This window comes from Anaerobacillus sp. ABD4_527, from assembly GCF_056160805.1.
In genome coordinates, this window is the sequence record NZ_JBSWXZ010000001.1 from 2,241,043 (window position 1) to 2,261,076 (window position 20,034).

The window sequence follows — 20,034 nt, forward strand, 5'->3', positions numbered from 1 at the left end:
TCTGCACATACAGAAGTATTATAGCAGGGAGCATACCACAATGCAATCGGTCATAAGAAAGCCATTTTCAGTTGTCTTTCCGCTGGGGATCTAGCTAAACAGGCTATACCCTCGTGTTTCGTGTTCCTTCGAAAAGCTTCCACCGCTTGTCGAAATCCAGCTACACAAGCCAAATCCTTCGGCCGTTTCACCCCCTCGGGCGAGACAAAAAACGTCTCATCCTCGCGGGCTCCAACGACCTACGGATTTAAACGGGCTCGTTTCGCTTTTCAGGTCTTAACGGCCAGCTCCGCTTTTCTTGATCCAGCTGCGCTTGCCAGACCCTCGTGGCGCTTCACCTTTTCGATTGAACACACAAATCGTGTTCCTTCTAAAAGCTTCCACCGCCTTCGGGTCTTAACGGCCAGCTCCGCTTTTCTCTTTCTCAAACAAGTTGAACATTTCTTCGTTTGTTTTTGTCTTTCTTAGTCGCTTCAGGAAGTTATCGACAAATTCAAACGAGTCGTCCATGCTCTTTCTGATTGTCCAGAGCATTTCAAGCTGTTCTTTTGGAAGAAGAAGTTCTTCTTTTCTTGTTCCTGATCTTCGAATATCAATTGCTGGGAACATGCGGCGCTCAGCAAGTTTGCGATCGAGGTGGAGCTCCATGTTACCTGTTCCTTTGAACTCTTCATAGATGACGTCATCCATACGAGAGCCTGTTTCTACAAGTGCAGTTGCAAGGATCGTTAAGCTTCCGCCTTCTTCGATGTTACGGGCAGCACCAAAGAATCGCTTTGGTCTATGGAATGCTGCTGGATCGATACCACCAGAAAGTGTTCTTCCACTTGGTGGAATTACAAGATTATAAGCACGAGCAAGACGTGTAATACTATCGAGAAGGATGACAACGTCTTTTTTATGTTCAACAAGACGCATCGCGCGTTCAAGAACAAGCTCTGCTACTTTAATATGGTTATCTGGCGTTTCATCGAATGTTGAGTGAACAACGTCTCCATCAACAGAACGTTCGATGTCCGTTACTTCCTCAGGTCGTTCGTCGATCAGAAGAACGATGAGCTCCGTGTCCGGGTGGTTCGTTGTAATACTATTTGCGATTTCTTTTAGAAGCATCGTTTTACCAGCCTTAGGAGGTGCAACGATCAAACCACGCTGACCGTATCCTACAGGAGCGATCATATCGATGATACGAGTCGAAAGGTTATTGGACTTGTTTTCAAATTCCATGCGCTTCTCAGGGTAGAGAGGCGTTAGAGCTGGAAAGTGAACGCGTTCTTTTGATGAATCTGGGTCATCCCCATTAACTGCTTCTACATGGAGAAGGCCATAGTAACGTTCGTTTTCTTTCGGTGGACGCACCTTACCAGATACGCGATCACCGTTTCGAAGGTCGAATCGACGGATTTGAGATGCAGATATATAAATATCTTCAGCACTCGGTGAATAGTTGATCGGACGTAAGAAGCCAAATCCTTCAGATGAAATAATTTCAAGGATTCCTTCCATGAAAAGAAGACCAGACTGCTCTGCCTGCGCTTTTAGTATCGCAAATACAAGTTCCTTTTTGTTCAACTTACTGTAGTAGGAGACTTTGTATTTTCTAGCCTGCTCATACAGTTCTTTTAAATTCATTTGTTCTAAATCAGATAAATTTACTGCCATTTTGACACCACACTTTTAATTTATAATAATGCTAGTTTTTTCCTAGAAAAAAGGATTAAAGGAGAAGAGAGTACTACAGATATGAAGAGCTGTTATTGCTTTCTAACTAAAGTTACGTACGAAAAAAGAAAGAGTTTGTGAGATCCCATGAGAGGCTAGTATTCTTTTCCATGCAGGTATCTCTTATGTGAGAGTAGAGGAAGTGCACAACGAAGGTATTGCTAAACGATCGTTTCTCTTGTGCTCAATTAAACATAGTTTAAAATCTTATAGGTTAAACCTCATGATAGGGTTAAATCTTCTTAAAGTACAGCAAAATAATGTAGCACCTTATAGTTTTACCAGATTCTTTAAGAATATTCAACATGAAATGAGCGATGCTGCTATCACAGCACCACTCTTTCCAAAAATTAAGGCTTTATCACTAAGTCGGGTTTCTTTTTCAAGCTATGTTTGCCATCGATGAAGCGGACGGTTCCAGATTTTGCTCGCATAACGACAGATTGAGTCGTTCCAGCCGTTCCTTTGAAGCGAACGCCTTTCAATAGCTCACCATCAGTCACGCCTGTTGCAGCAAAAATGGCGTCGTCTCCTCTAACGAGGTCTTCCATCCGCAATACGCGAGAAACGTCTACGATTCCCATTTCACGGCAGCGGCGCATCTCTTCTTCGTTCTGCGGAAGCAGTTTCCCTTGGATCTCTCCACCGAGACACTTGAGTGCTACTGCAGCTAAGACACCTTCAGGGGCTCCACCTGAACCAAACAGGATATCGACACCAGTATCCTCAAAAGCCGTGTTGATTGCAGCCGCGACATCTCCATCTGTGATGAGCTTGATTCTTGCGCCAGCAGAACGAACCTCTTCTATAATCTGTTCGTGACGTTTGCGATCCAATATGACCGCCACGCAGTCTTCGATGTCTTTATTTTTTGCTTTTGCTACTGCTTTTAGATTATCTAGAACAGAAGCATTAATATCGACTTTTCCAACTGCTTCTGGTCCTACCGCGATCTTGTCCATGTACATGTCAGGTGCATGAAGCAAGTTTCCATGGTCTGCAACAGCAAGGACAGCAAGAGCATTCCACGTACCAGCAGCTACGATATTTGTTCCTTCGAGTGGATCGACAGCAACGTCCACACGTGGACCATAACCAGTGCCTAGCTTTTCACCGATATAAAGCATCGGCGCTTCGTCCATCTCTCCTTCTCCGATCACGACGGTTCCTTTCATCGGCACGGTATCAAACACATCGCGCATAGCAGACGTAGCAGCATCATCTGCTTCATCTTTTTTCCCACGACCCATCCAACGAGCAGAAGCAAGTGCGGCAGCTTCTGTTACTCGAACGAGTTCCATCGACAAACTTCTTTCCATAATGCTCTCCTCCCCAAAGTACCCAGCAGTAAAACGCTTTCATTTTTATCAAAAACAGAAAAGCGGCTCAAACCGCTTCTTCTGTTTCTTACGTATTCTCTACTTCTTTTAGCTCTTCTTGATCCAACTTCTCACGCCAAACGCGTGCGCCAAGGTCACTGAGCTTCTCCACAAGTCGTTCATAACCACGATCGATGTGCTCAAGCCCAGACACTTCCGTTACACCTTCAGCCATCAATCCAGCTACGACGAGCGCTGCTCCTGCACGAAGGTCTGATGCACGCACCTTTGCACCTTGAAGTCTCGTTGCTCCGTTGATGATAGCAGAACGACCTTCAACTTTAACATTCGCTCCCATTCTACGAAGCTCATCAATGTGCTTAAATCTAGCTCCGTAAATCGTATCGGTTACAACACTACTACCCTCAGCGTTTGTGAGGAGTGAGGTGAACGGCTGCTGAAGATCAGTTGGAAAACCAGGATATACGAGCGTTTTGACATCGACGCTCTTCCACCCTTGACGTGGTGAACTGATGTACACTTGATCTTCATTCGTTTCGACCGTTACGCCCATTTCACGAAGCTTCGCGATGAGTGACTCTAAGTGTTGTGAGATGACGTTGTCGATTACGACTTCATCTCCCATAGCTGCTGCCATGATCATGTATGTGCCGGCTTCGATACGGTCAGGAATTATAGAATGATAGCAACCGTTAAGTTCGTCGACTCCATCGATTCGAATAACGTCCGTTCCAGCACCTTTAATCTTCGCTCCCATGCTAGAAAGCAGTGTGGCAACGTCGATGATCTCGGGTTCTTTTGCAGCATTTTCAATCACTGTTCGTCCTTTTGCACGAACGGCAGCGAGCATGATATTAATCGTTGCGCCAACGCTAACAACATCAAGATAAATACGCGCGCCTTTCAATTCGTCGGCACGAAGGTAAATCGCACCTTGCTCATTCGTCACCTTCGCACCGAGGGCTTCAAAGCCTTTGATGTGCTGATCGATTGGACGAGGGCCTAAGTTACATCCACCAGGCAGTCCTATTACTGCTTTTTTAAATCGTCCGAGCATCGCACCCATCAAATAATAAGAGGCACGTAGTTTCTTAACTTTTCCGTTAGGCAACGGCATTGCAATCATTTCTTGAGGGTTTACCGTAAGCGTATTGCCATCCAGCTCAGCTTGTCCCCCAATTTCTTCTAAAAGATCACGTAGGATTCCAACGTCTGATATGTTAGGCAAGTGGTCGATCGTGACAGTGGATTCGGCTAATATAGCCGCCGGGATGAGTGCTACCGCACTATTCTTGGCGCCGCTCACCTGAACGGTTCCACTTAAGCGATGCCCTCCGGCGATCATCAACTTTTCCATAATGGTCTCCCTTCTTCGTCCGCATCTTATTCCTGGCAATGGATTTGTCGAAATGTGAAACTCCATAAGAATAGTATGGGCAAAAACAGGAAGTTCATGCCAATTCCATCTCGATTAATCCAAGTCTTTTTGTACTTCGTTCCAATCAGAAAGAAACTTATCGATACCTTTGTCTGTAAGAGGGTGCTCTAGCATTTGTAGAACAACTTTCAGTGGCATCGTTCCAATGTCTGCTCCTCTTAATGCTGCTTCAGATACGTGAAGCGGATGGCGGATCGATGCGGCAATGATTTCAGTTTCAATTCCATGTACAGCAAATAGATCAGAAATCTCAGAGATTAAATCTAACCCGTTGTGTCCGATGTCGTCTAGTCTTCCAAGAAACGGTGATACATAAGAAGCACCGGCACGAGCTGCAAGTAGTGCTTGATTTGAAGAAAAGACTAGCGTTACGTTTGTTTTTATTCCTAACTCAGAAAATGCCTTTACTGCTTTAAGACCTTCCTGGTTCATCGGTACTTTTACAGTGATGTTCGGAGCGATGTTTGCAAGCTGTTTGCCTTCTTCGATCATATCCTCAGCTTTCATGGATACGACTTCAGCGCTGACTGAGCCTTTCACCAAGTCTGTAATTTCTCTCAAACGATCATGAAAGTCTACGTTTTCCTTAACAACAAGTGATGGATTCGTCGTTACTCCAGCTACAACTCCCATATCATAAGCTTGTTTGATATCATCTAAATTAGCAGAATCTATAAAAATTTTCATTGTGTACGTCCTCCTCTGTTGTTTAGAAAGCGTTTACTAAAAAATTTTAACATAAATTTCTATCTGATTTACGGGTTTGCCTAAAATTAGTTGAAAAATAGTCGTCAAGTAGGTGGAAGGGGAAGTTTATGGAAATTATAAACCGCCCGGATTCGAGCGGTTTATACGATTTCCATCTTTTAAGAAGATTTATGCTTTTTGAGAAGAACCGAATTCACGCATTTTACCGATTACTGTTTCTTTAATCGCATCACGTGCAGGTCCCATGTACTTACGTGGATCGTAAAGTTCAGGCTTTTCTTCTAGTACAGAGCGAACTGCTTTTGCAGAAGAAAGCTGACTTTCAGTGTTAACGTTAATTTTCGCATGTCCAAATTTGATCGCTTTTTTCACGTCAGCAGTTGGAATACCAGTACCACCGTGAAGAACTAGAGGAACACCAGTCATCTTGCTGATTGTTTCCATGCGGTCAAATCCAAGGTTTGGTTCACCTTTGTATGGACCGTGTACAGAACCAAGTGCTGGAGCGAAGCAATCCACACCAGTTTCGTTGATTAGACGCTCACACTCTTCAGGGATCGCGTATGCAGCTTCTGCATCACTAACGATAACGTCGTCTTCTTGTCCGCCAATACGGCCAAGCTCCGCTTCAACTGAAACGCCTACTGCGTGTGCAGCTTCAACAACTTTTGAAGTTAGCGCGATGTTCTCATCTAGCGGGTAGTGAGAGCCGTCGATCATAACAGAAGTGAAGCCAGCGTTGATCGCTTGCATACACTTAGCGAAGCTTGATCCATGGTCAAGGTGAATCGCAACAGGAACTGTTACGTTGTATTCTTCCATCAATGCGTTCACTAGAGTCGTAACGGTTTTGAAACCACCCATGTAGCGTGCAGCACCTTCGGATACTCCAAGGATTACTGGAGATTTTTCTTCCTCAGCAGCCTGAAGAATCGCTTGAGTGAACTCAAGGTTGTTCAGGTTAAATTGGCCAACTGCGTAGCCTTCTGCTTTAGCTTTTTCTAGCATTTCTTTCATAGAAACTAAAGGCATGGTACTTCCTCCTTGATATTAAATAAGATTGCTCGGTCGAAACCTAAAGCATCGTTGTTAAAAAGATACTTGTTGTTAGAGCTCGCAAAATGCCTTCTCGAAATAATCGGTCTTATTCAAGATGGCACAAACACATAAATTTTATGTATGTACCGTGAAATTTCAATCGTCACTTGTGCAAACACTCCAAAAACACGGTTCTATTATAGCATATCAAATTCACAAAAGAAGGGGAAAAAGCTTGATTTAATAGGATTTGTTTATGTAAGCGCTACCTCTTTTACTAAGAGATCGCAGACAATTCTTTTTTTACAGCTTCTGTAATTTCATCGATATCAAATGGTTTCGGGAAGTGCGTAATCGCTCCGAGATCCATCGCCTCATGAATCATGTCGAGCTCACCATAAGCAGTCATGATGATGACGAGTGCTCTAGCTTCCATCTTCTTAATCCGTTTTAAGATTTCCAATCCATCCATGCCTGGAATCTTCATATCCAGAATCACAAGATCTGGATCTTCGTTCTTTACAATATCCAATGCTTGAACACCATTCGCAGCTTGATAGGTTTGGTAGCCTTCTTTTTGAAAAATTTCATTAAGGAGGATCCGTATTCCGTATTGGTCATCAACTATTAAGATCTTCTTTTTCATATCATTGCCCCCCGATTACAGATTCTATTTAGTATGAATTCTCTATTTACTAGCATTATCCTTCTTAGCACGGCTCGCTTCCATCTTGCTGTCACGTTATAATATGTATCGAACAATTTTTAAAGAAAGGCAGTGACCTTATGCTAAAGATATTCACAACGCAATTGATGGGTAAGTTCAAACAGATACAAGATAACCATGAGATGGTTATTGAAGATATATCACGCCTGTTGGCTCAAACGATTACCGGTGGCGGTAAGGTGTATTTTAAAGGCCAAAACGAACTTCAGGGCGTTGCTCTCGAAGCGATTGATGGAGCTGACGCTCTACCATCATGCGCCATTTTTGAACCGAACACAGAGCTGACCGACCGCGATACGGTCTTGATGTTTGGCAAGTTTAATGACGACTCATCATTTGCACAGCTCGCTACAGAGTATAAAGAAAGTGGAGCATCCGTCGTAGGTGTTGCCGCAACTCGTAAAGATGAAGCTCAAACTCTCGAAGACACGGTTCACTTTTATATTAACACAGGGCTTACAACAGGACTCGTTCCGGACGAAGACGGTGAACGGATCGGTCATCCATCCCTTCTTGTCGCGCTATATGTATACCATGCGATTTATTTAACAACAAAGGAAATTCTCGATGAGCACGGAGTCGAGATATAGAGAAAACAGGGTGTCAGCTGACACCCTGTTTTTTATTATTGATTTTCAATTGAAGCACCGATAAATTCTTTGAACAATGGCTGAGGGCGAGTTGGTCTTGATGTGAATTCAGGGTGGAATTGAGATGCCACGAACCAAGGGTGGTCCTGAACTTCCACAATTTCAACCAGGCGGCCATCAGGGCTTGTACCTGAGAAAATGAATCCTGCTTCTTCCATTTCAGCTCTATACTGGTTGCTGAACTCGTAGCGGTGACGGTGACGCTCGTAGACAACTTCATCTTCATAGGCTGCGAAAGCTTTCGTTCCTTCAACAAGCTTACAAGGATAGAGGCCGAGACGAAGCGTTCCACCAAGATCTTCAACGTCTTTTTGTTCAGGCAAGAGGTCGATGACCGGATATTTTGTCGTCGGTTTAATTTCAGCAGAGTGAGCTCCTTCAAGGTTAAGAACGTTTCGTGCGAACTCAACAGAAGCTAGCTGCATACCAAGACAGATTCCAAGGAAAGGAACTTTGTTTTCACGAGCATATTGGATCGTCGTGATTTTCCCTTCGATTCCACGATCTCCAAATCCACCAGGCACAAGAATACCATCAACATCTGATAGCAATTCATGTACGTTTTCAGGCGTAACATGCTCAGAGTTTACCCATTTGATATCTACATCTGCATCGAACGCGTATCCTGCGTGCTTCATGGATTCAACAACGGAAATATAAGCATCCTGCAAGGCAACGTATTTACCAACAAGGGCAATCTTCGTTTTCTTAGAAAGGTTTTGTACCTTTTCAACAAGCTGCTTCCACTCTACCATGTCTGCTTCCTGACAGTTTAGTTTAAGGTGGTTACACGTAATCTCATCTAGCTTCTGTGCTTGAAGAGAAAGCGGTACTTGGTAAAGTGTTTCTTCGTCTTGTGCTTCGATTACAGCATGAGGATCGATGTCACAGAACAATGCGATCTTATCTTTCATATCTTGAGGAACCGGCTGCTCTGTACGCACGACGATTACGTTTGGCTGAATGCCAAGACTACGCAATTCTTTCACACTGTGCTGAGTTGGCTTTGTTTTCATCTCACCAGCAGCTTTCAAGTATGGAACGAGCGTACAGTGAATGTACATCACGTTTTCTTTACCGATATCGCTCTTGATTTGACGAATCGCTTCTAGGAATGGAAGACTTTCAATGTCACCGACCGTTCCACCGATTTCAGTAATAACGACGTCAGCATTCGTTTCGTTACCTGCACGGAAGACGCGCTCTTTAATTTCGTTCGTGATATGTGGAATTACCTGAACTGTTCCTCCAAGGTAATCTCCTCTACGCTCTTTACGAAGAACGGATGAGTAGATTTTACCAGTCGTTACGTTCGAGTTCTTCGAAAGATTAATATCAATGAAACGCTCATAGTGCCCAAGGTCAAGGTCAGTTTCCGCTCCATCGTCTGTTACGAATACCTCACCATGCTGATATGGACTCATCGTTCCTGGGTCAACGTTGATGTATGGATCGAATTTTTGAATGGTTACGCTGATTCCGCGATTTTTTAGAAGGCGGCCGAGTGATGCTGCTGTAATCCCTTTTCCAAGTGACGATACAACCCCGCCTGTTACAAATATATACTTCTTCTGCTTACCTGTTGTCATATTTATGCCCCCTCGTTGTTAGTATTCTACCCTTATAAAAAGGGAAAGGATTCATTCAATTGCCATTGTTTCTTAAAAGACGATTGACCGACGTGTTCCTATTCGAATGTATTGTCAGGTGCTTTTTAATAAAATAAAAAAAACAAAAGTGACACCTGTCCCATAGATGGGGGGCACTTTTGTTTTATATTAATCATTATATTATTCGTTTATTGGTGAAGCCCAAAAATGATTCTACCGACTTCGAGCCTGAAAGTCAAGAACTGACACAAATTATTTGGTGTCTTCCTCGTCATCTTCAAAGTCGTCATCATCATCATCGTCGTCATCGTCGATATCTTCATCATCAAACTCTTCTGCATCATCGTCATCGAAATCAGCATCGAAGTCATCGTCAAGATCGTCAACTTCTAGATCATCCAATTCGTCCTCAAGGTCATCATCGAAAACGTCTTCGTCGTCTTCAGACTTCTTGCGTTTCTTTGGCTTGATCGTCGTAGCGAGCTCTTCCTGGGATTGCTCAACAGGGTACCAGCTTTTCAGACCCCACTGATTATCGCCAAGTGTTACGAAGCGACCATCTGTATTTAGGTTCGTATAAACTTCAGCAAGACGTCCCTGAACCTCTTCAGATGAAAGTCCCTTCATATCTCCAATCTGGCTCATTAGCGTATAGAAAGAAACTGGCTTTCTCTCATCTTGCAAAATATAAAACATAATATCGATCATTGATGTCTCTTGAATGTCATCAGCAGACAACTGATTTAAGGTACTCATAGTATCGGCACTCCCTTTCAATTCTCTCCTCTGAATACTTTACCCGAATGATATGAAAAACAAGCTATGTTAGGTATCCAAATAGATAGTTTTTCTTATTTTATAAAAATCATACCATTCATTATAAACAAATTTCCTCAATCTATGCTACGATTTTTAAACAAATCTAGTTCAATCGAAGGATTTGTCCAAAAAAGGCGTCTATTCGCAAACGTAATAGGAGGAAGGACTATCCTTCCTCCTACAATAATATGAACCGATTCGTTTGACAAGCTATTACCCGTCTACATATTTCGACGGTATTTCCCACCGACATCATAGAGCGCAGTCGTGATCTGACCGAGGCTCGCCACTTTTACCGTTTCCATCAGTTCTTCGAAGATGTTTCCTTTCGTAAGAGCAGCTTGCTTCAAACGGCGAAGAGCATCTTCCGTTTCACCAGCGTTTCTCTCCTGGAATTCCTTAAGGTTTGTAATCTGCTGTTCTTTCTCTTCTTTACTTGCCCTTGCAAGCTCCATGTTCCACTCTTCTTCAGCAGGTGGATTTGGATTCTTGTACGTGTTCACCCCTACGATTGGAAGGTCACCCGTGTGCTTTAACATCTCATAATACATCGACTCTTCTTGAATCTTACCGCGCTGATACTGAGTTTCCATCGCACCGAGAACGCCTCCGCGTGCATTGATGCGTTCGAATTCTGTCAGAACCGCTTCCTCAACGAGATCCGTTAGTTCTTCAACAATAAACGATCCTTGAAGTGGATTCTCGTTCTTACTGAGTCCGTGTTCTTTTGTAATGATCATCTGAATCGCCATTGCTCGACGCACGGATTCTTCCGTAGGTGTCGTAACGGCTTCATCATACGCGTTTGTATGAAGTGAGTTACAGTTATCCTGAATCGCCATCAGCGCCTGAAGCGTTGTACGAATGTCGTTAAAGTCCATTTCTTGAGCATGAAGAGAGCGTCCTGACGTTTGAACATGGTACTTAAGCTTTTGACTTCTAGCGTTCGCACCATATTTCTCCCTCATCACAGTCGACCAGATTCGTCTTGCTACGCGACCGATCACCGTATATTCAGGATCCAATCCGTTACTGAAGAAGAATGAAAGGTTTGGTGCAAACTTATTAATGTCCATTCCTCTACTCAAGTAATACTCAACATACGTAAACCCGTTCGCGAGTGTGAATGCGAGCTGCGAAATCGGATTCGCGCCAGCTTCAGCGATATGATAACCGGAAATAGAGACCGAATAGTAATTTCGAACTTCGTTATTAATGAAGTATTCCTGAATGTCACCCATCATACGAAGTGCGAATTCAGTAGAGAAGATACACGTATTCTGCCCCTGATCTTCTTTTAAAATATCAGCTTGAACCGTTCCACGAACGGTGCTAAGCGTCATCCCCTTAATTTCGTTGAGCTCTTTGTCTGTCGCCTTACGCCCTTCTTTTTCTTCAAAGCGTTGAACTTGCTGCTCGATCGCAGTGTTCATGAACATCGCGAGGATGATAGGTGCAGGCCCGTTAATCGTCATTGAAACGGACGTTGATGGCGCACAAAGGTCAAAACCGGCATACAGTTTCTTCATATCATCGAGTGTACATATACTTACACCACTTTCCCCAACTTTCCCGTAAATATCAGGGCGGTAGTCAGGATCCTCTCCGTAAAGAGTTACCGAATCAAATGCCGTACTCAAACGCTTTGCGTCATCATCTTTCGATAGATAATGGAAGCGGCGATTCGTTCGTTCAGGAGTACCTTCACCAGCAAACTGGCGCTTTGGATCTTCTCCCTTTCTCTTAAACGGAAACACGCCAGCAGTATAAGGGAACGAACCAGGTACGTTCTCTTTTAATACCCAGCGGACGATTTCTCCCCAATCTTCATACTTTGGAAGAGAAACCTTCGGGATATCAATTCCTGACAAGCTCTTCGTCGTAAGCTCCGTTACGATTTCTTTGTCACGTATGACAGAGACAAATTCTTTACCGCTATACTTTTCTTTAACCTCTGGCCAGCTCTCAATAATTTTCTTCGTTTCAGGATGCATGTCGTCCATGTTGTCATCCTTCATCTTGGAAAGCATCTTGATCGTTTCTTCGTTTTCTTCTTTTCCTTGAAGCATCTCGATCGTACCCTGAAGCTGGAAGGCTTTACGTGCGAGCTGTACCTGCTTCTCAACATACTCATGATAGCGGCGTACAGAGCCTGAAATGTCTTGTAAGTACTGCTGGCGCTGTGGAGGGATGATTAGGTTGAGCTTTTCTACAATTTCACTCGTTTCGATGTTTGTCGCCCAGTCATTTCCACACTTTCGCTGAATCGTATCGATCATTGCTTTGAATAGGGTGTTCGTTCCAGGGTCGTTGAACTGACTTGCGATCGTACCGAAAACAGGCATCTTATCGAGGTCTTGTTCAAACAACATATGGCTACGCTGGTATTGCTTTTTCACATCACGAAGCGCATCTTCTGAGCCTTTTCGCTCATATTTATTAATTACGATCAAATCAGCAAAATCGATCATGTCGATTTTTTCTAGCTGGGAAGGGGCACCAAATTCGCTTGTCATCACGTACATCGATACGTCCGCGATCTCAGCGATTTCTGCATCGCCTTGCCCGATTCCACTCGTTTCGATAATGATGAGATCATAGCCAGCCGCTTTGACGACAGCCATCGCCTCTCGAATGGAAAGAGATAGCTCTGTCTTAGACTTCCTCGTAGCAAGACTCCGCATGAAGACGCGATCGTTATGGATCGCATTCATACGAATGCGGTCACCAAGAAGTGCACCACCCGTTTTTTGTTTCGTAGGATCGATTGAAAGGATCGCAACAGTTTTATCTTCGTATTCATTAATAAAGCGACGAACCAATTCGTCCGTTAATGAACTCTTACCAGCACCACCGGTACCGGTGATCCCGATGACAGGCGCTGATGTTTCCATCCCTTTAAGCTCTGTGAACACTTTCTCAGCCGTTGCAGCTACTTCATCAGATCGCTCAGCACCAAAACTCTCGGCAAGAGTGATCAAGCTTGATACAGCCTGAGGATCACGCTTGCTCACGCGCTCAAGCTGGTTATCGATTTGCTTGAAGGTAGGGAAGTCACATTCCTTCATCATAAGATCGATCATCCCTTGAAGACCGAGGTCACTTCCATCGTCCGGAGAGAAAATTCTCGAAATCCCATACTCATGAAGTTCTTTGATTTCCTTTGGAATGATAACACCGCCGCCTCCACCATAAATGCGGATATGAGACGCACCATTCTTTTTCAATAGATCGTACATGTATTTAAAATATTCCATGTGACCGCCCTGGTAAGAAGAGATCGCGATTCCTTGAACATCCTCTTGGATGGCAGCGTTTACAACTTCTTCTACGGAACGGTTGTGACCTAGGTGGATTACTTCTGCACCACTCGCTTGTAGAATGCGGCGCATGATGTTAATCGACGCATCATGACCATCGAACAAGCTAGACGCCGTTACAAAACGGACATGGTTAACAGGCTTTTTCGTTTCAGTTATACTCACACTGTTTCCTCCTTCACGTTCTATTCGCAGTATTAATAGGGTTAAGCGCTTGAATGATGAACGCTTCTTGCATCTTCGTAAATTCTTCGATCGTGTAATGAGAGCGGAGCGCCCAGCGCCTGAACGCCCACATCTGCCCTTGCACAAGAATGTTGTGGGATGCTCCGTATACTTCTTCTTCAGTTAACTGAAGCATGCCTTCATCTACACAATCTTGAATCAACTTCTCAAAAATTTCTGCCATTCCGATCTCTTTCTTTAACACGTAAGGCAGCGTTTCATTCGGCAATGACTTGGCCTCTTGATACATGACGAGCACTTCATCTTGAAAGTCATCCATCACTTGATAAAACGCATGTAGCGCTTGCTTCAAACGATCGATTCCCTTTACACCTGGCTTGATCTGTTCTTCTAACCGCTCTCTAACTTCATCGTAGATACTGTCACATACGAGATAGAGAACGTCTTCTTTTTTTCGAATGTATTCATAAAGCGTTCCGATACTGAAGCCCGCTACTCGAGCGATCTCCCGCGTCGTCGTTCGATGAAACCCTTTTTCTTTAAAAAGGCTCACTGCTGCTTTTATCATTTGCTCCCGTCGTTTCTGGATCAGCTTTTCATCCTTCACCATCGAAGGAACGTTCTTTCTCACCGCATACCCAGCCCCTTCCCGTCAGCTTTTGTCTACTTTTTCTCCGTAATAGTCATCCAGTAGCCTGACTGCAGCTGAATAAGGATCGATCGACCCCTCCTTAACTTCTTCTACCCAGCTTCTTTTCTCTTTCTCTTGCTCGATCAGCCGCTTCATCATCTCAGCATGAACGACTTCGATCACTTCACGTTCTAGCGATGTTTTACGGCGTCGCTCTCGTTCACCAGACTTTTTTAAATAAGCGAGATGCTCCTTCAACCGCTCCCATACCTCATCGATGCCTTGGTTTTGAACCGAGACCGTCTTGACGATCGGTGGGCGCCAATCTGCATCGTGCTTCACAATATCCAGCATGCTTTCAAGCTCTGCTAGTAATTTCGGTACACCTGACAAATCCGCTTTGTTCACGATGAACATGTCTGCGATCTCCATGATGCCTGCTTTAAACACCTGCACCACATCACCACTTCCAGGATTCAATAACACAGCAATGGAATCAGCGATCTTCATGATGTCTAGTTCTGACTGTCCGACTCCTACGGTTTCTATCAAGATGACATCGAATCCGTACGCATCCATTAGCCGTACCGTTTCTTTTGACGTACGCGATAACCCCCCAAGACTACCTCGTGTACCCATACTTCTAATAAAGACTCCTGGATCAGTGAAATGCTCTGCCATTCGAACGCGATCTCCTAGAAGCGCACCTCCACTGAATGGACTCGTTGGATCGACTGCTACGACGCCAACAGTGAGGTTAAGCTTCCTGAGGTAGGTGATGAGTCGATTGACGAGTGAACTTTTCCCTGCCCCAGGAGATCCAGTTAATCCAATGTAATGTGCATGACCGGTCATCGAATGGATGTCTTTTAACAGCTCTAGTTTTCCTTCTGCATCGTTTTCAACTAAGCTGATTGCTTTCGCAAGTGCACGTTCATCGCGTTTTGAAATTCGTTGTGCAAGAGAATCCATGCTACTCATCCTTCTTAATCAGCCAATAGCATCCTTGAAATAACTAGACGCTGAATTTCGTTTGTTCCTTCGTAGATTTGAGTGATCTTTGCATCTCTCATAAAACGTTCAACAGGGTAATCTTTCGTGTAGCCATAGCCTCCGAACACTTGAACCGCTTCTGTTGTTACTTCCATTGCGATATCGCCTGCATACAACTTGGACATCGCGGACTCTTTTCCGTACGGAAGCCCTTGACTCTCTTTCCATGCTGCCTGGTAGGTTAATAGTCTTGCCGCTTCGATCTTTGTCGCCATATCCGCAAGCTTAAAGCCGATTCCTTGGTTTTCACCGATTGGTTTCCCAAACTGCTTCCGTTCTTTTGCATATGCCGTAGCTGCATCTAGTGCTCCTTGAGCGATTCCAACTGCTTGAGCCGCAATCCCATTTCGGCCACCGTCGAGCGTCTTCATCGCGATTTTAAACCCTTGCCCTTCATCGCCAAGACGATTCGCAACCGGAACTCGGCAGTCCTCAAAGATGATTTCAGTCGTTGGAGATGAGCGGATTCCTAGTTTCTTCTCCTTTTTCCCTACAGAGAATCCTGGCGTATCGCTCTCTACGATAAACGCTGTGATGCCTTTATGACGCTTTTCTTTGTCCGTTTGTGCAAAGACGATATAGATTTCCGCTTCGCCACCATTTGTGATAAAAATCTTTGAGCCGTTGAGGATGTAGTGATCTCCGTCTAGTTTAGCAGTCGTTTTCATGCCACCAGCATCTGAACCAGAGCCAGGCTCCGTTAAGCCATAAGCCCCCATCATCTTTCCTTCTGCCATCGGACGAAGGAACTTCTGCTTCTGTTCTTCCGTTCCGAATGCATTTACTGGCCAACCAGCGAGAGACGTATGTGCTGAAAGCGTTACTCCAGTTGAAGCACACACTCTCGAAAGCTCTTCAACAGCAATCACATAGCTCAAATAGTCAGACCCGATGCCGCCATATTCTTCTGACCATGGGATACCTGTTAGGCCAAGTTCAGCCATATGCGTAAAATGTTCACGGTCGAAGCGTTCTTCTTCATCACGCTCACCCGCTGTTGGTTCTACTTCTTTCTTTGCAAAATCACGGACCATTTTTCGTAGCATTTCGTGTTCTTCTGAAAGTTGAAAGTTCATATGAGGTTCTCTCCTTTAGATTTAGGTGTCGGTGGAGCGTTTTGTTATGGTGATTGTCTTGGTTGCGGCTCCTGGATTAGCGTTTTAACGGTGCGATGGACGGGTTATTGTCCAAAACTGAGATTTATTAGCTAAAATGAGAATTTATTGTCCAAATTCGAGATTTATTGTCTAGAATTTGATTTTATTAGCTAATTGGGGTGGTTCTAGGGGCTGTCGGGGCTTGACGGGCGCCTCCGCTTTTCTTGTCTAGCTGCGGGTCGCAGAAACTTCAATATTTCACTCTTTCATAGGAACACAAAGAACGTGTTCCCATTCAAGAGTTCCAATATTGCCGTTTCTGAACGCTCCCCTCCGCTTTTCTTGTCTAGCTGCGGCTCCTTGGCTCTCGAGTCGCTTCACCATTTCAATTGAACACAAAAAACGTGTTCATTTGAAATGGTTCCAGCGCTTGTCGAGCCAGACCAGTCGCCTCCGCTTTTCGTTATAACCCCCTACTAATCACAATCTTCTGTATTTCACTAGTACCTTCATAGATTTCGCAGACTTTTGCGTCTCTGAAGAGTCGTTCTACTGGGTAGTCTTTTGTGTAGCCGTAGCCTCCGTATACTTGGACGGCTTCGATCGATGCTTTTACGGCTGCTTTTGAGGCGAATAGTTTGGCCATGGATACTTGTTGCATGCATGGGATGCCTTGGTTTTTGAGATCTGCTGCGCGATAGGTTAGTAGTTTTGCAGCTTCTACTTCTGTTGCCATGTCGGCAAGCTTGAAGCCAAGACCCTGGTTTTGGCCGATCGGCTTTCCGAATTGCTGTCTTTCTTTTGCATAGGAAACGGCGTAATTTAATGCAGCTTCTGCAATTCCAAGAGATTGTGCGGCGATTCCGATCCGGCCGCTCTCGAGGTTTGCCATTGCGATCTTGAAGCCTTGCCCTTCTTCACCGAGGCGATTTTCAACGGGTACGCGAGCGTCTTCAAAAATGATCTCCACTGTATTTGAACCGTTCAAGCCCATTTTCTTTTCTTTTTTCCCAATACTGAATCCTGGTGTGTCTTTCTCAACGATAAACGCTGTAACACCTTTACTTCCTTTTTCATCAGGATTTGTACGTGCGAACACGACGTATGTGTCTGCTTCGCCACCGTTTGTGATGAAGACTTTGGACCCGTTCAGTCTATAGTGATCACCGTCTCGAACTGCACGTGTTTTCATGCTGCTCGCATCAGATCCTGAGCTAGCTTCAGTCAGTGCAAACGCACCAAGGTATTCACCTGAAGCAAGCTTCGGAACAAAGCGCTGCTTCTGCTCTTCTGTCCCGAAATTAAGAATCGGAAGCGTGCCTACAGAGGTATGCACCGAAAGGATGACACCGATCGTTGCGCTAACCTTCGAAAGCTCGTGGATCGCAATGATATAAGACGTATAGTCCATTTCAGCTCCACCGTATGCTTCTGGAATAGGGATTCCCATCAAACCGAGTTCGCCCATTCGCTTGATGATATCGCGCGGGAACTCATCTGTTACCTCCATTTTTTCTACGAAAGGCGCAATTTCTTTTTCAGCAAAGTCTCTGACCATCTTCTGCATCATCTTTTGTTCTTCTGTAAAAACAAGCTCCATCTCTGTTCCTCCTCGTGATGTTAATCCTGATACTGGTAGAATCCTCTTCCAGTCTTACGTCCTAACCAGCCGGCCTTCACATATTTGCGGAGAAGCGGGCATGGGCGGTACTTATCGTCCCCAAAGCCTTCATGTAGCGTTTCCATAATATATAGACACGTGTCGAGTCCAATAAAATCAGCAAGAGTAAGCGGTCCCATCGGGTGGTTCATACCGAGCTTCATCACTTGATCGATATCTTCTGGTGAAGAAACACCTTCATAAACGGTATAGATCGCTTCGTTGATCATTGGCATCAAAATGCGGTTCGATACGAAACCTGGAAAGTCATTTACTTCAACTGGAGATTTTTTAAGGTCATGAGCAAGGTTTTCTACAGCAGCGAACGTCTCATCAGTCGTTGCAAGACCCTTGATAATCTCGACTAACTTCATGACAGGTACAGGGTTCATGAAGTGCATACCGATGACTTTTCCTGGACGCTTCGTCGCTGCCGCGATTTCAGTGATCGGAAGTGATGATGTGTTCGTTGCAAGAATCGTATGGTCTTTTGAAATTTCATCAAGTCGTGAAAAGAGGTTGCACTTTACTTCCATGTTTTCAACTGCTGCTTCGATGACGATATCAACTTCTTTTGCATCATTTAGATCTGTCGTACCTTGCAGAAGATCCATCGCTGCGACCAATTCTTGTTGAGAAATACGCTCTTTTTTCACCTGTTTTGAAAGGTTGCTTTCAATTCTTGTAAGGCCTTTATTAATAAACTCCTGCTTAAGGTCGTTTAAGTAAACCTTGTAGCCGGACATCACACATACCTGCGCGATCCCAGATCCCATTTGTCCTGCGCCGATTACCATTACTGATTTGATTTCCATGTTCATTCCTCCCTTTCCGTTATACCTGCACCATGATTGCGTCGCCTTGACCGCCGCCACTGCAAATCGCTGCGATACCTACGCCACCGCCGCGTCTTTTTAGCTCGTGGATCAATGTGATTAAGATACGAGAGCCGCTCGCTCCGATCGGATGGCCTAGTGCCACTGCACCGCCATGAACGTTCACCTTCTCTTCATCTAACGAAGCGATCTTTCCGCTCGCAAGTGCTACGGCTGCAAATGCTTCGTTAATTTCAAACAAGTCGATTTCTTCAAGTGTTTTGCCTGTTTTCTCTAATAGCGCATTGATAACAAGCCCTGGTGTTTGTGGGAAGTCCTTCGCTTCTACTGCGATCGCTGTATGAGCGAGGATCGTAGCCATCGGCTGCTTTCCTTCTTTCGCAGCACGTTCTTCAGACATCAACACAAGAGCACCCGCTCCATCGTTCACACCAGGTGCATTCCCTGCAGTGATCGTACCGTCAGCACCAAAAACAGGCTTCAGATTACCAAGCTGCTCAACAGTCGTTCCTTTTCTAGGCGCTTCATCATGCTCCACCAATAGAGGGTCTCCTTTACGCTGAGGTACTTCGACAGGTACGATTTCTTCTGCAAAAATCCCCTCTTCCATTGCCTTTACAGCACGCTCTTGGCTTCTGAACGCCCATTTATCCTGCTCTTCTCGAGATACTTCATATTCTTTTGCTGTCGTATTTCCGTACACTCCCATATGACATCCATCGAACGAACACGTCAGGCCATCGTGCACCATAAGGTCGACGATCTTTTTATCACCCATTCGCATGCCCCAGCGCGCGTCCTTCAAAATGTAAGGCGCATTGCTCATCGATTCCATTCCACCTGCAACGATCACTTCTTCATCACCTGCGCGAATGATTTGATCAGCCATCGTGACACTGCGTAAACCTGACGCACATACTTTATTGATCGTTTCCGTCTTTACTTCCCATGGAATCCCTGCGTGTCTCGCCGCTTGACGCGAAGGAATCTGACCTTGACCACCTTGGAGAACGGAGCCCATAATGACTTCTCCAACTTGAGCCGCCTCGATACCAGCTCGTTTCAATGACTCCTTGATGGCAATACCGCCAAGCTCAGAAGCTTCCATTGATTTAAGTGCTCCTCCAAATTTTCCAAATGGTGTTCGAACACCGCTTACGATTACTGTTTTTCCCATCTTGAAAACCTCCTCAATATAG

Annotated in this window: 16 protein-coding genes; 1 reads left to right on the forward strand and 15 read right to left on the reverse strand. The window is 44.7% G+C overall.

Annotated features, from left to right (window positions below):
• Nucleotides 1-396: 396 nt before the first annotated feature.
• From rho to ACXAHI_RS11540, 6 genes are all read right to left on the reverse strand, one after another.
• Nucleotides 397-1,662, reverse strand: a complete 1,266-nt coding sequence (gene rho, locus ACXAHI_RS11515) for a transcription termination factor Rho (protein WP_474833394.1) — start codon at nucleotides 1,660-1,662, stop codon at nucleotides 397-399.
• A 410-nt stretch (nucleotides 1,663-2,072) separates the two neighbouring features.
• Complete coding sequence (gene glpX / locus ACXAHI_RS11520; protein ID WP_474847836.1) at nucleotides 2,073-3,041, reverse strand: class II fructose-bisphosphatase; 969 nt, start codon at nucleotides 3,039-3,041, stop codon at nucleotides 2,073-2,075.
• Nucleotides 3,042-3,129: 88 nt separating this feature from the next.
• Entirely contained in the window at nucleotides 3,130-4,419 is a 1,290-nt protein-coding gene (locus ACXAHI_RS11525; protein WP_270180400.1) for a UDP-N-acetylglucosamine 1-carboxyvinyltransferase, read from the reverse strand.
• 114 nt (nucleotides 4,420-4,533) lie between these two features.
• The gene (gene fsa / locus ACXAHI_RS11530; RefSeq protein ID WP_270180401.1) at nucleotides 4,534-5,187 is read right to left on the reverse strand and encodes a fructose-6-phosphate aldolase; all 654 of its coding nucleotides are present in this window, start codon (nucleotides 5,185-5,187) and stop codon (nucleotides 4,534-4,536) included.
• 189 nt (nucleotides 5,188-5,376) lie between these two features.
• Nucleotides 5,377-6,240, reverse strand: a complete 864-nt coding sequence (gene fba / locus ACXAHI_RS11535; protein ID WP_270180402.1) for a class II fructose-1,6-bisphosphate aldolase — start codon at nucleotides 6,238-6,240, stop codon at nucleotides 5,377-5,379.
• Nucleotides 6,241-6,523: 283 nt separating this feature from the next.
• Nucleotides 6,524-6,892 carry a response regulator gene (locus ACXAHI_RS11540; protein ID WP_270180403.1) on the reverse strand — a complete coding sequence of 123 codons (369 nt, stop codon included), beginning with the start codon at nucleotides 6,890-6,892 and terminating at the stop codon, nucleotides 6,524-6,526.
• 140 nt (nucleotides 6,893-7,032) lie between these two features.
• Here ACXAHI_RS11540 and ACXAHI_RS11545 point away from each other — a divergent pair, with 140 nt between their 5' ends.
• Nucleotides 7,033-7,563, forward strand: a complete 531-nt coding sequence (locus ACXAHI_RS11545; RefSeq protein WP_474847838.1) for a DUF2529 family protein — start codon at nucleotides 7,033-7,035, stop codon at nucleotides 7,561-7,563.
• A gap of 35 nt (nucleotides 7,564-7,598) precedes the next feature.
• Here ACXAHI_RS11545 and ACXAHI_RS11550 read toward each other — a convergent pair whose 3' ends face one another.
• The 9 genes from ACXAHI_RS11550 to ACXAHI_RS11590 form a co-directional block, all read right to left on the reverse strand.
• Complete coding sequence (locus ACXAHI_RS11550) at nucleotides 7,599-9,212, reverse strand: CTP synthase (protein ID WP_270180405.1); 1,614 nt, start codon at nucleotides 9,210-9,212, stop codon at nucleotides 7,599-7,601.
• Nucleotides 9,213-9,485: 273 nt separating this feature from the next.
• Nucleotides 9,486-9,989 carry a DNA-directed RNA polymerase subunit delta gene (rpoE, locus tag ACXAHI_RS11555; protein ID WP_474833392.1) on the reverse strand — a complete coding sequence of 168 codons (504 nt, stop codon included), beginning with the start codon at nucleotides 9,987-9,989 and terminating at the stop codon, nucleotides 9,486-9,488.
• Between the two features lie 284 nt (nucleotides 9,990-10,273).
• Nucleotides 10,274-13,537 carry a fused isobutyryl-CoA mutase/GTPase IcmF gene (icmF, locus tag ACXAHI_RS11560; protein WP_474847840.1) on the reverse strand — a complete coding sequence of 1,088 codons (3,264 nt, stop codon included), beginning with the start codon at nucleotides 13,535-13,537 and terminating at the stop codon, nucleotides 10,274-10,276.
• A gap of 13 nt (nucleotides 13,538-13,550) precedes the next feature.
• Entirely contained in the window at nucleotides 13,551-14,168 is a 618-nt protein-coding gene (locus tag ACXAHI_RS11565) for a TetR/AcrR family transcriptional regulator (protein ID WP_270180640.1), read from the reverse strand.
• Nucleotides 14,169-14,210: 42 nt separating this feature from the next.
• Entirely contained in the window at nucleotides 14,211-15,161 is a 951-nt protein-coding gene (meaB, locus tag ACXAHI_RS11570) for a methylmalonyl Co-A mutase-associated GTPase MeaB (protein WP_474847842.1), read from the reverse strand.
• A 14-nt stretch (nucleotides 15,162-15,175) separates the two neighbouring features.
• The gene (locus ACXAHI_RS11575) at nucleotides 15,176-16,318 is read right to left on the reverse strand and encodes an acyl-CoA dehydrogenase (RefSeq protein WP_474847844.1); all 1,143 of its coding nucleotides are present in this window, start codon (nucleotides 16,316-16,318) and stop codon (nucleotides 15,176-15,178) included.
• A gap of 484 nt (nucleotides 16,319-16,802) precedes the next feature.
• Nucleotides 16,803-17,939 (reverse strand): acyl-CoA dehydrogenase, encoded by a 1,137-nt coding sequence (locus ACXAHI_RS11580; protein ID WP_474847846.1) that lies wholly within the window; start codon nucleotides 17,937-17,939, stop codon nucleotides 16,803-16,805.
• 20 nt (nucleotides 17,940-17,959) lie between these two features.
• The gene (locus ACXAHI_RS11585; protein WP_474847848.1) at nucleotides 17,960-18,814 is read right to left on the reverse strand and encodes a 3-hydroxybutyryl-CoA dehydrogenase; all 855 of its coding nucleotides are present in this window, start codon (nucleotides 18,812-18,814) and stop codon (nucleotides 17,960-17,962) included.
• 19 nt (nucleotides 18,815-18,833) lie between these two features.
• Entirely contained in the window at nucleotides 18,834-20,012 is a 1,179-nt protein-coding gene (locus tag ACXAHI_RS11590; protein ID WP_474847850.1) for an acetyl-CoA C-acetyltransferase, read from the reverse strand.
• Between the last annotated feature and the right edge of the window lie 22 nt (nucleotides 20,013-20,034).

Coding starts and splice junctions, on each gene's coding strand:
- ACXAHI_RS11580 (WP_474847846.1), bottom strand. CDS start 17,939: ATGGAGCTTGTTTTTACAGAAGAACAAAAGATGATGCAGAAGATGGTC.
- rho (WP_474833394.1), bottom strand. CDS start 1,662: ATGGCAGTAAATTTATCTGATTTAGAACAAATGAATTTAAAAGAACTG.
- glpX (WP_474847836.1), bottom strand. CDS start 3,041: ATGGAAAGAAGTTTGTCGATGGAACTCGTTCGAGTAACAGAAGCTGCC.
- meaB (WP_474847842.1), bottom strand. CDS start 15,161: ATGGATTCTCTTGCACAACGAATTTCAAAACGCGATGAACGTGCACTT.
- rpoE (WP_474833392.1), bottom strand. CDS start 9,989: ATGAGTACCTTAAATCAGTTGTCTGCTGATGACATTCAAGAGACATCA.
- ACXAHI_RS11590 (WP_474847850.1), bottom strand. CDS start 20,012: ATGGGAAAAACAGTAATCGTAAGCGGTGTTCGAACACCATTTGGAAAA.
- ACXAHI_RS11545 (WP_474847838.1), top strand. CDS start 7,033: ATGCTAAAGATATTCACAACGCAATTGATGGGTAAGTTCAAACAGATA.
- fba (WP_270180402.1), bottom strand. CDS start 6,240: ATGCCTTTAGTTTCTATGAAAGAAATGCTAGAAAAAGCTAAAGCAGAA.
- fsa (WP_270180401.1), bottom strand. CDS start 5,187: ATGAAAATTTTTATAGATTCTGCTAATTTAGATGATATCAAACAAGCT.
- ACXAHI_RS11585 (WP_474847848.1), bottom strand. CDS start 18,814: ATGGAAATCAAATCAGTAATGGTAATCGGCGCAGGACAAATGGGATCT.
- ACXAHI_RS11565 (WP_270180640.1), bottom strand. CDS start 14,168: ATGGTGAAGGATGAAAAGCTGATCCAGAAACGACGGGAGCAAATGATA.
- ACXAHI_RS11540 (WP_270180403.1), bottom strand. CDS start 6,892: ATGAAAAAGAAGATCTTAATAGTTGATGACCAATACGGAATACGGATC.
- ACXAHI_RS11575 (WP_474847844.1), bottom strand. CDS start 16,318: ATGAACTTTCAACTTTCAGAAGAACACGAAATGCTACGAAAAATGGTC.
- ACXAHI_RS11525 (WP_270180400.1), bottom strand. CDS start 4,419: ATGGAAAAGTTGATGATCGCCGGAGGGCATCGCTTAAGTGGAACCGTT.
- ACXAHI_RS11550 (WP_270180405.1), bottom strand. CDS start 9,212: ATGACAACAGGTAAGCAGAAGAAGTATATATTTGTAACAGGCGGGGTT.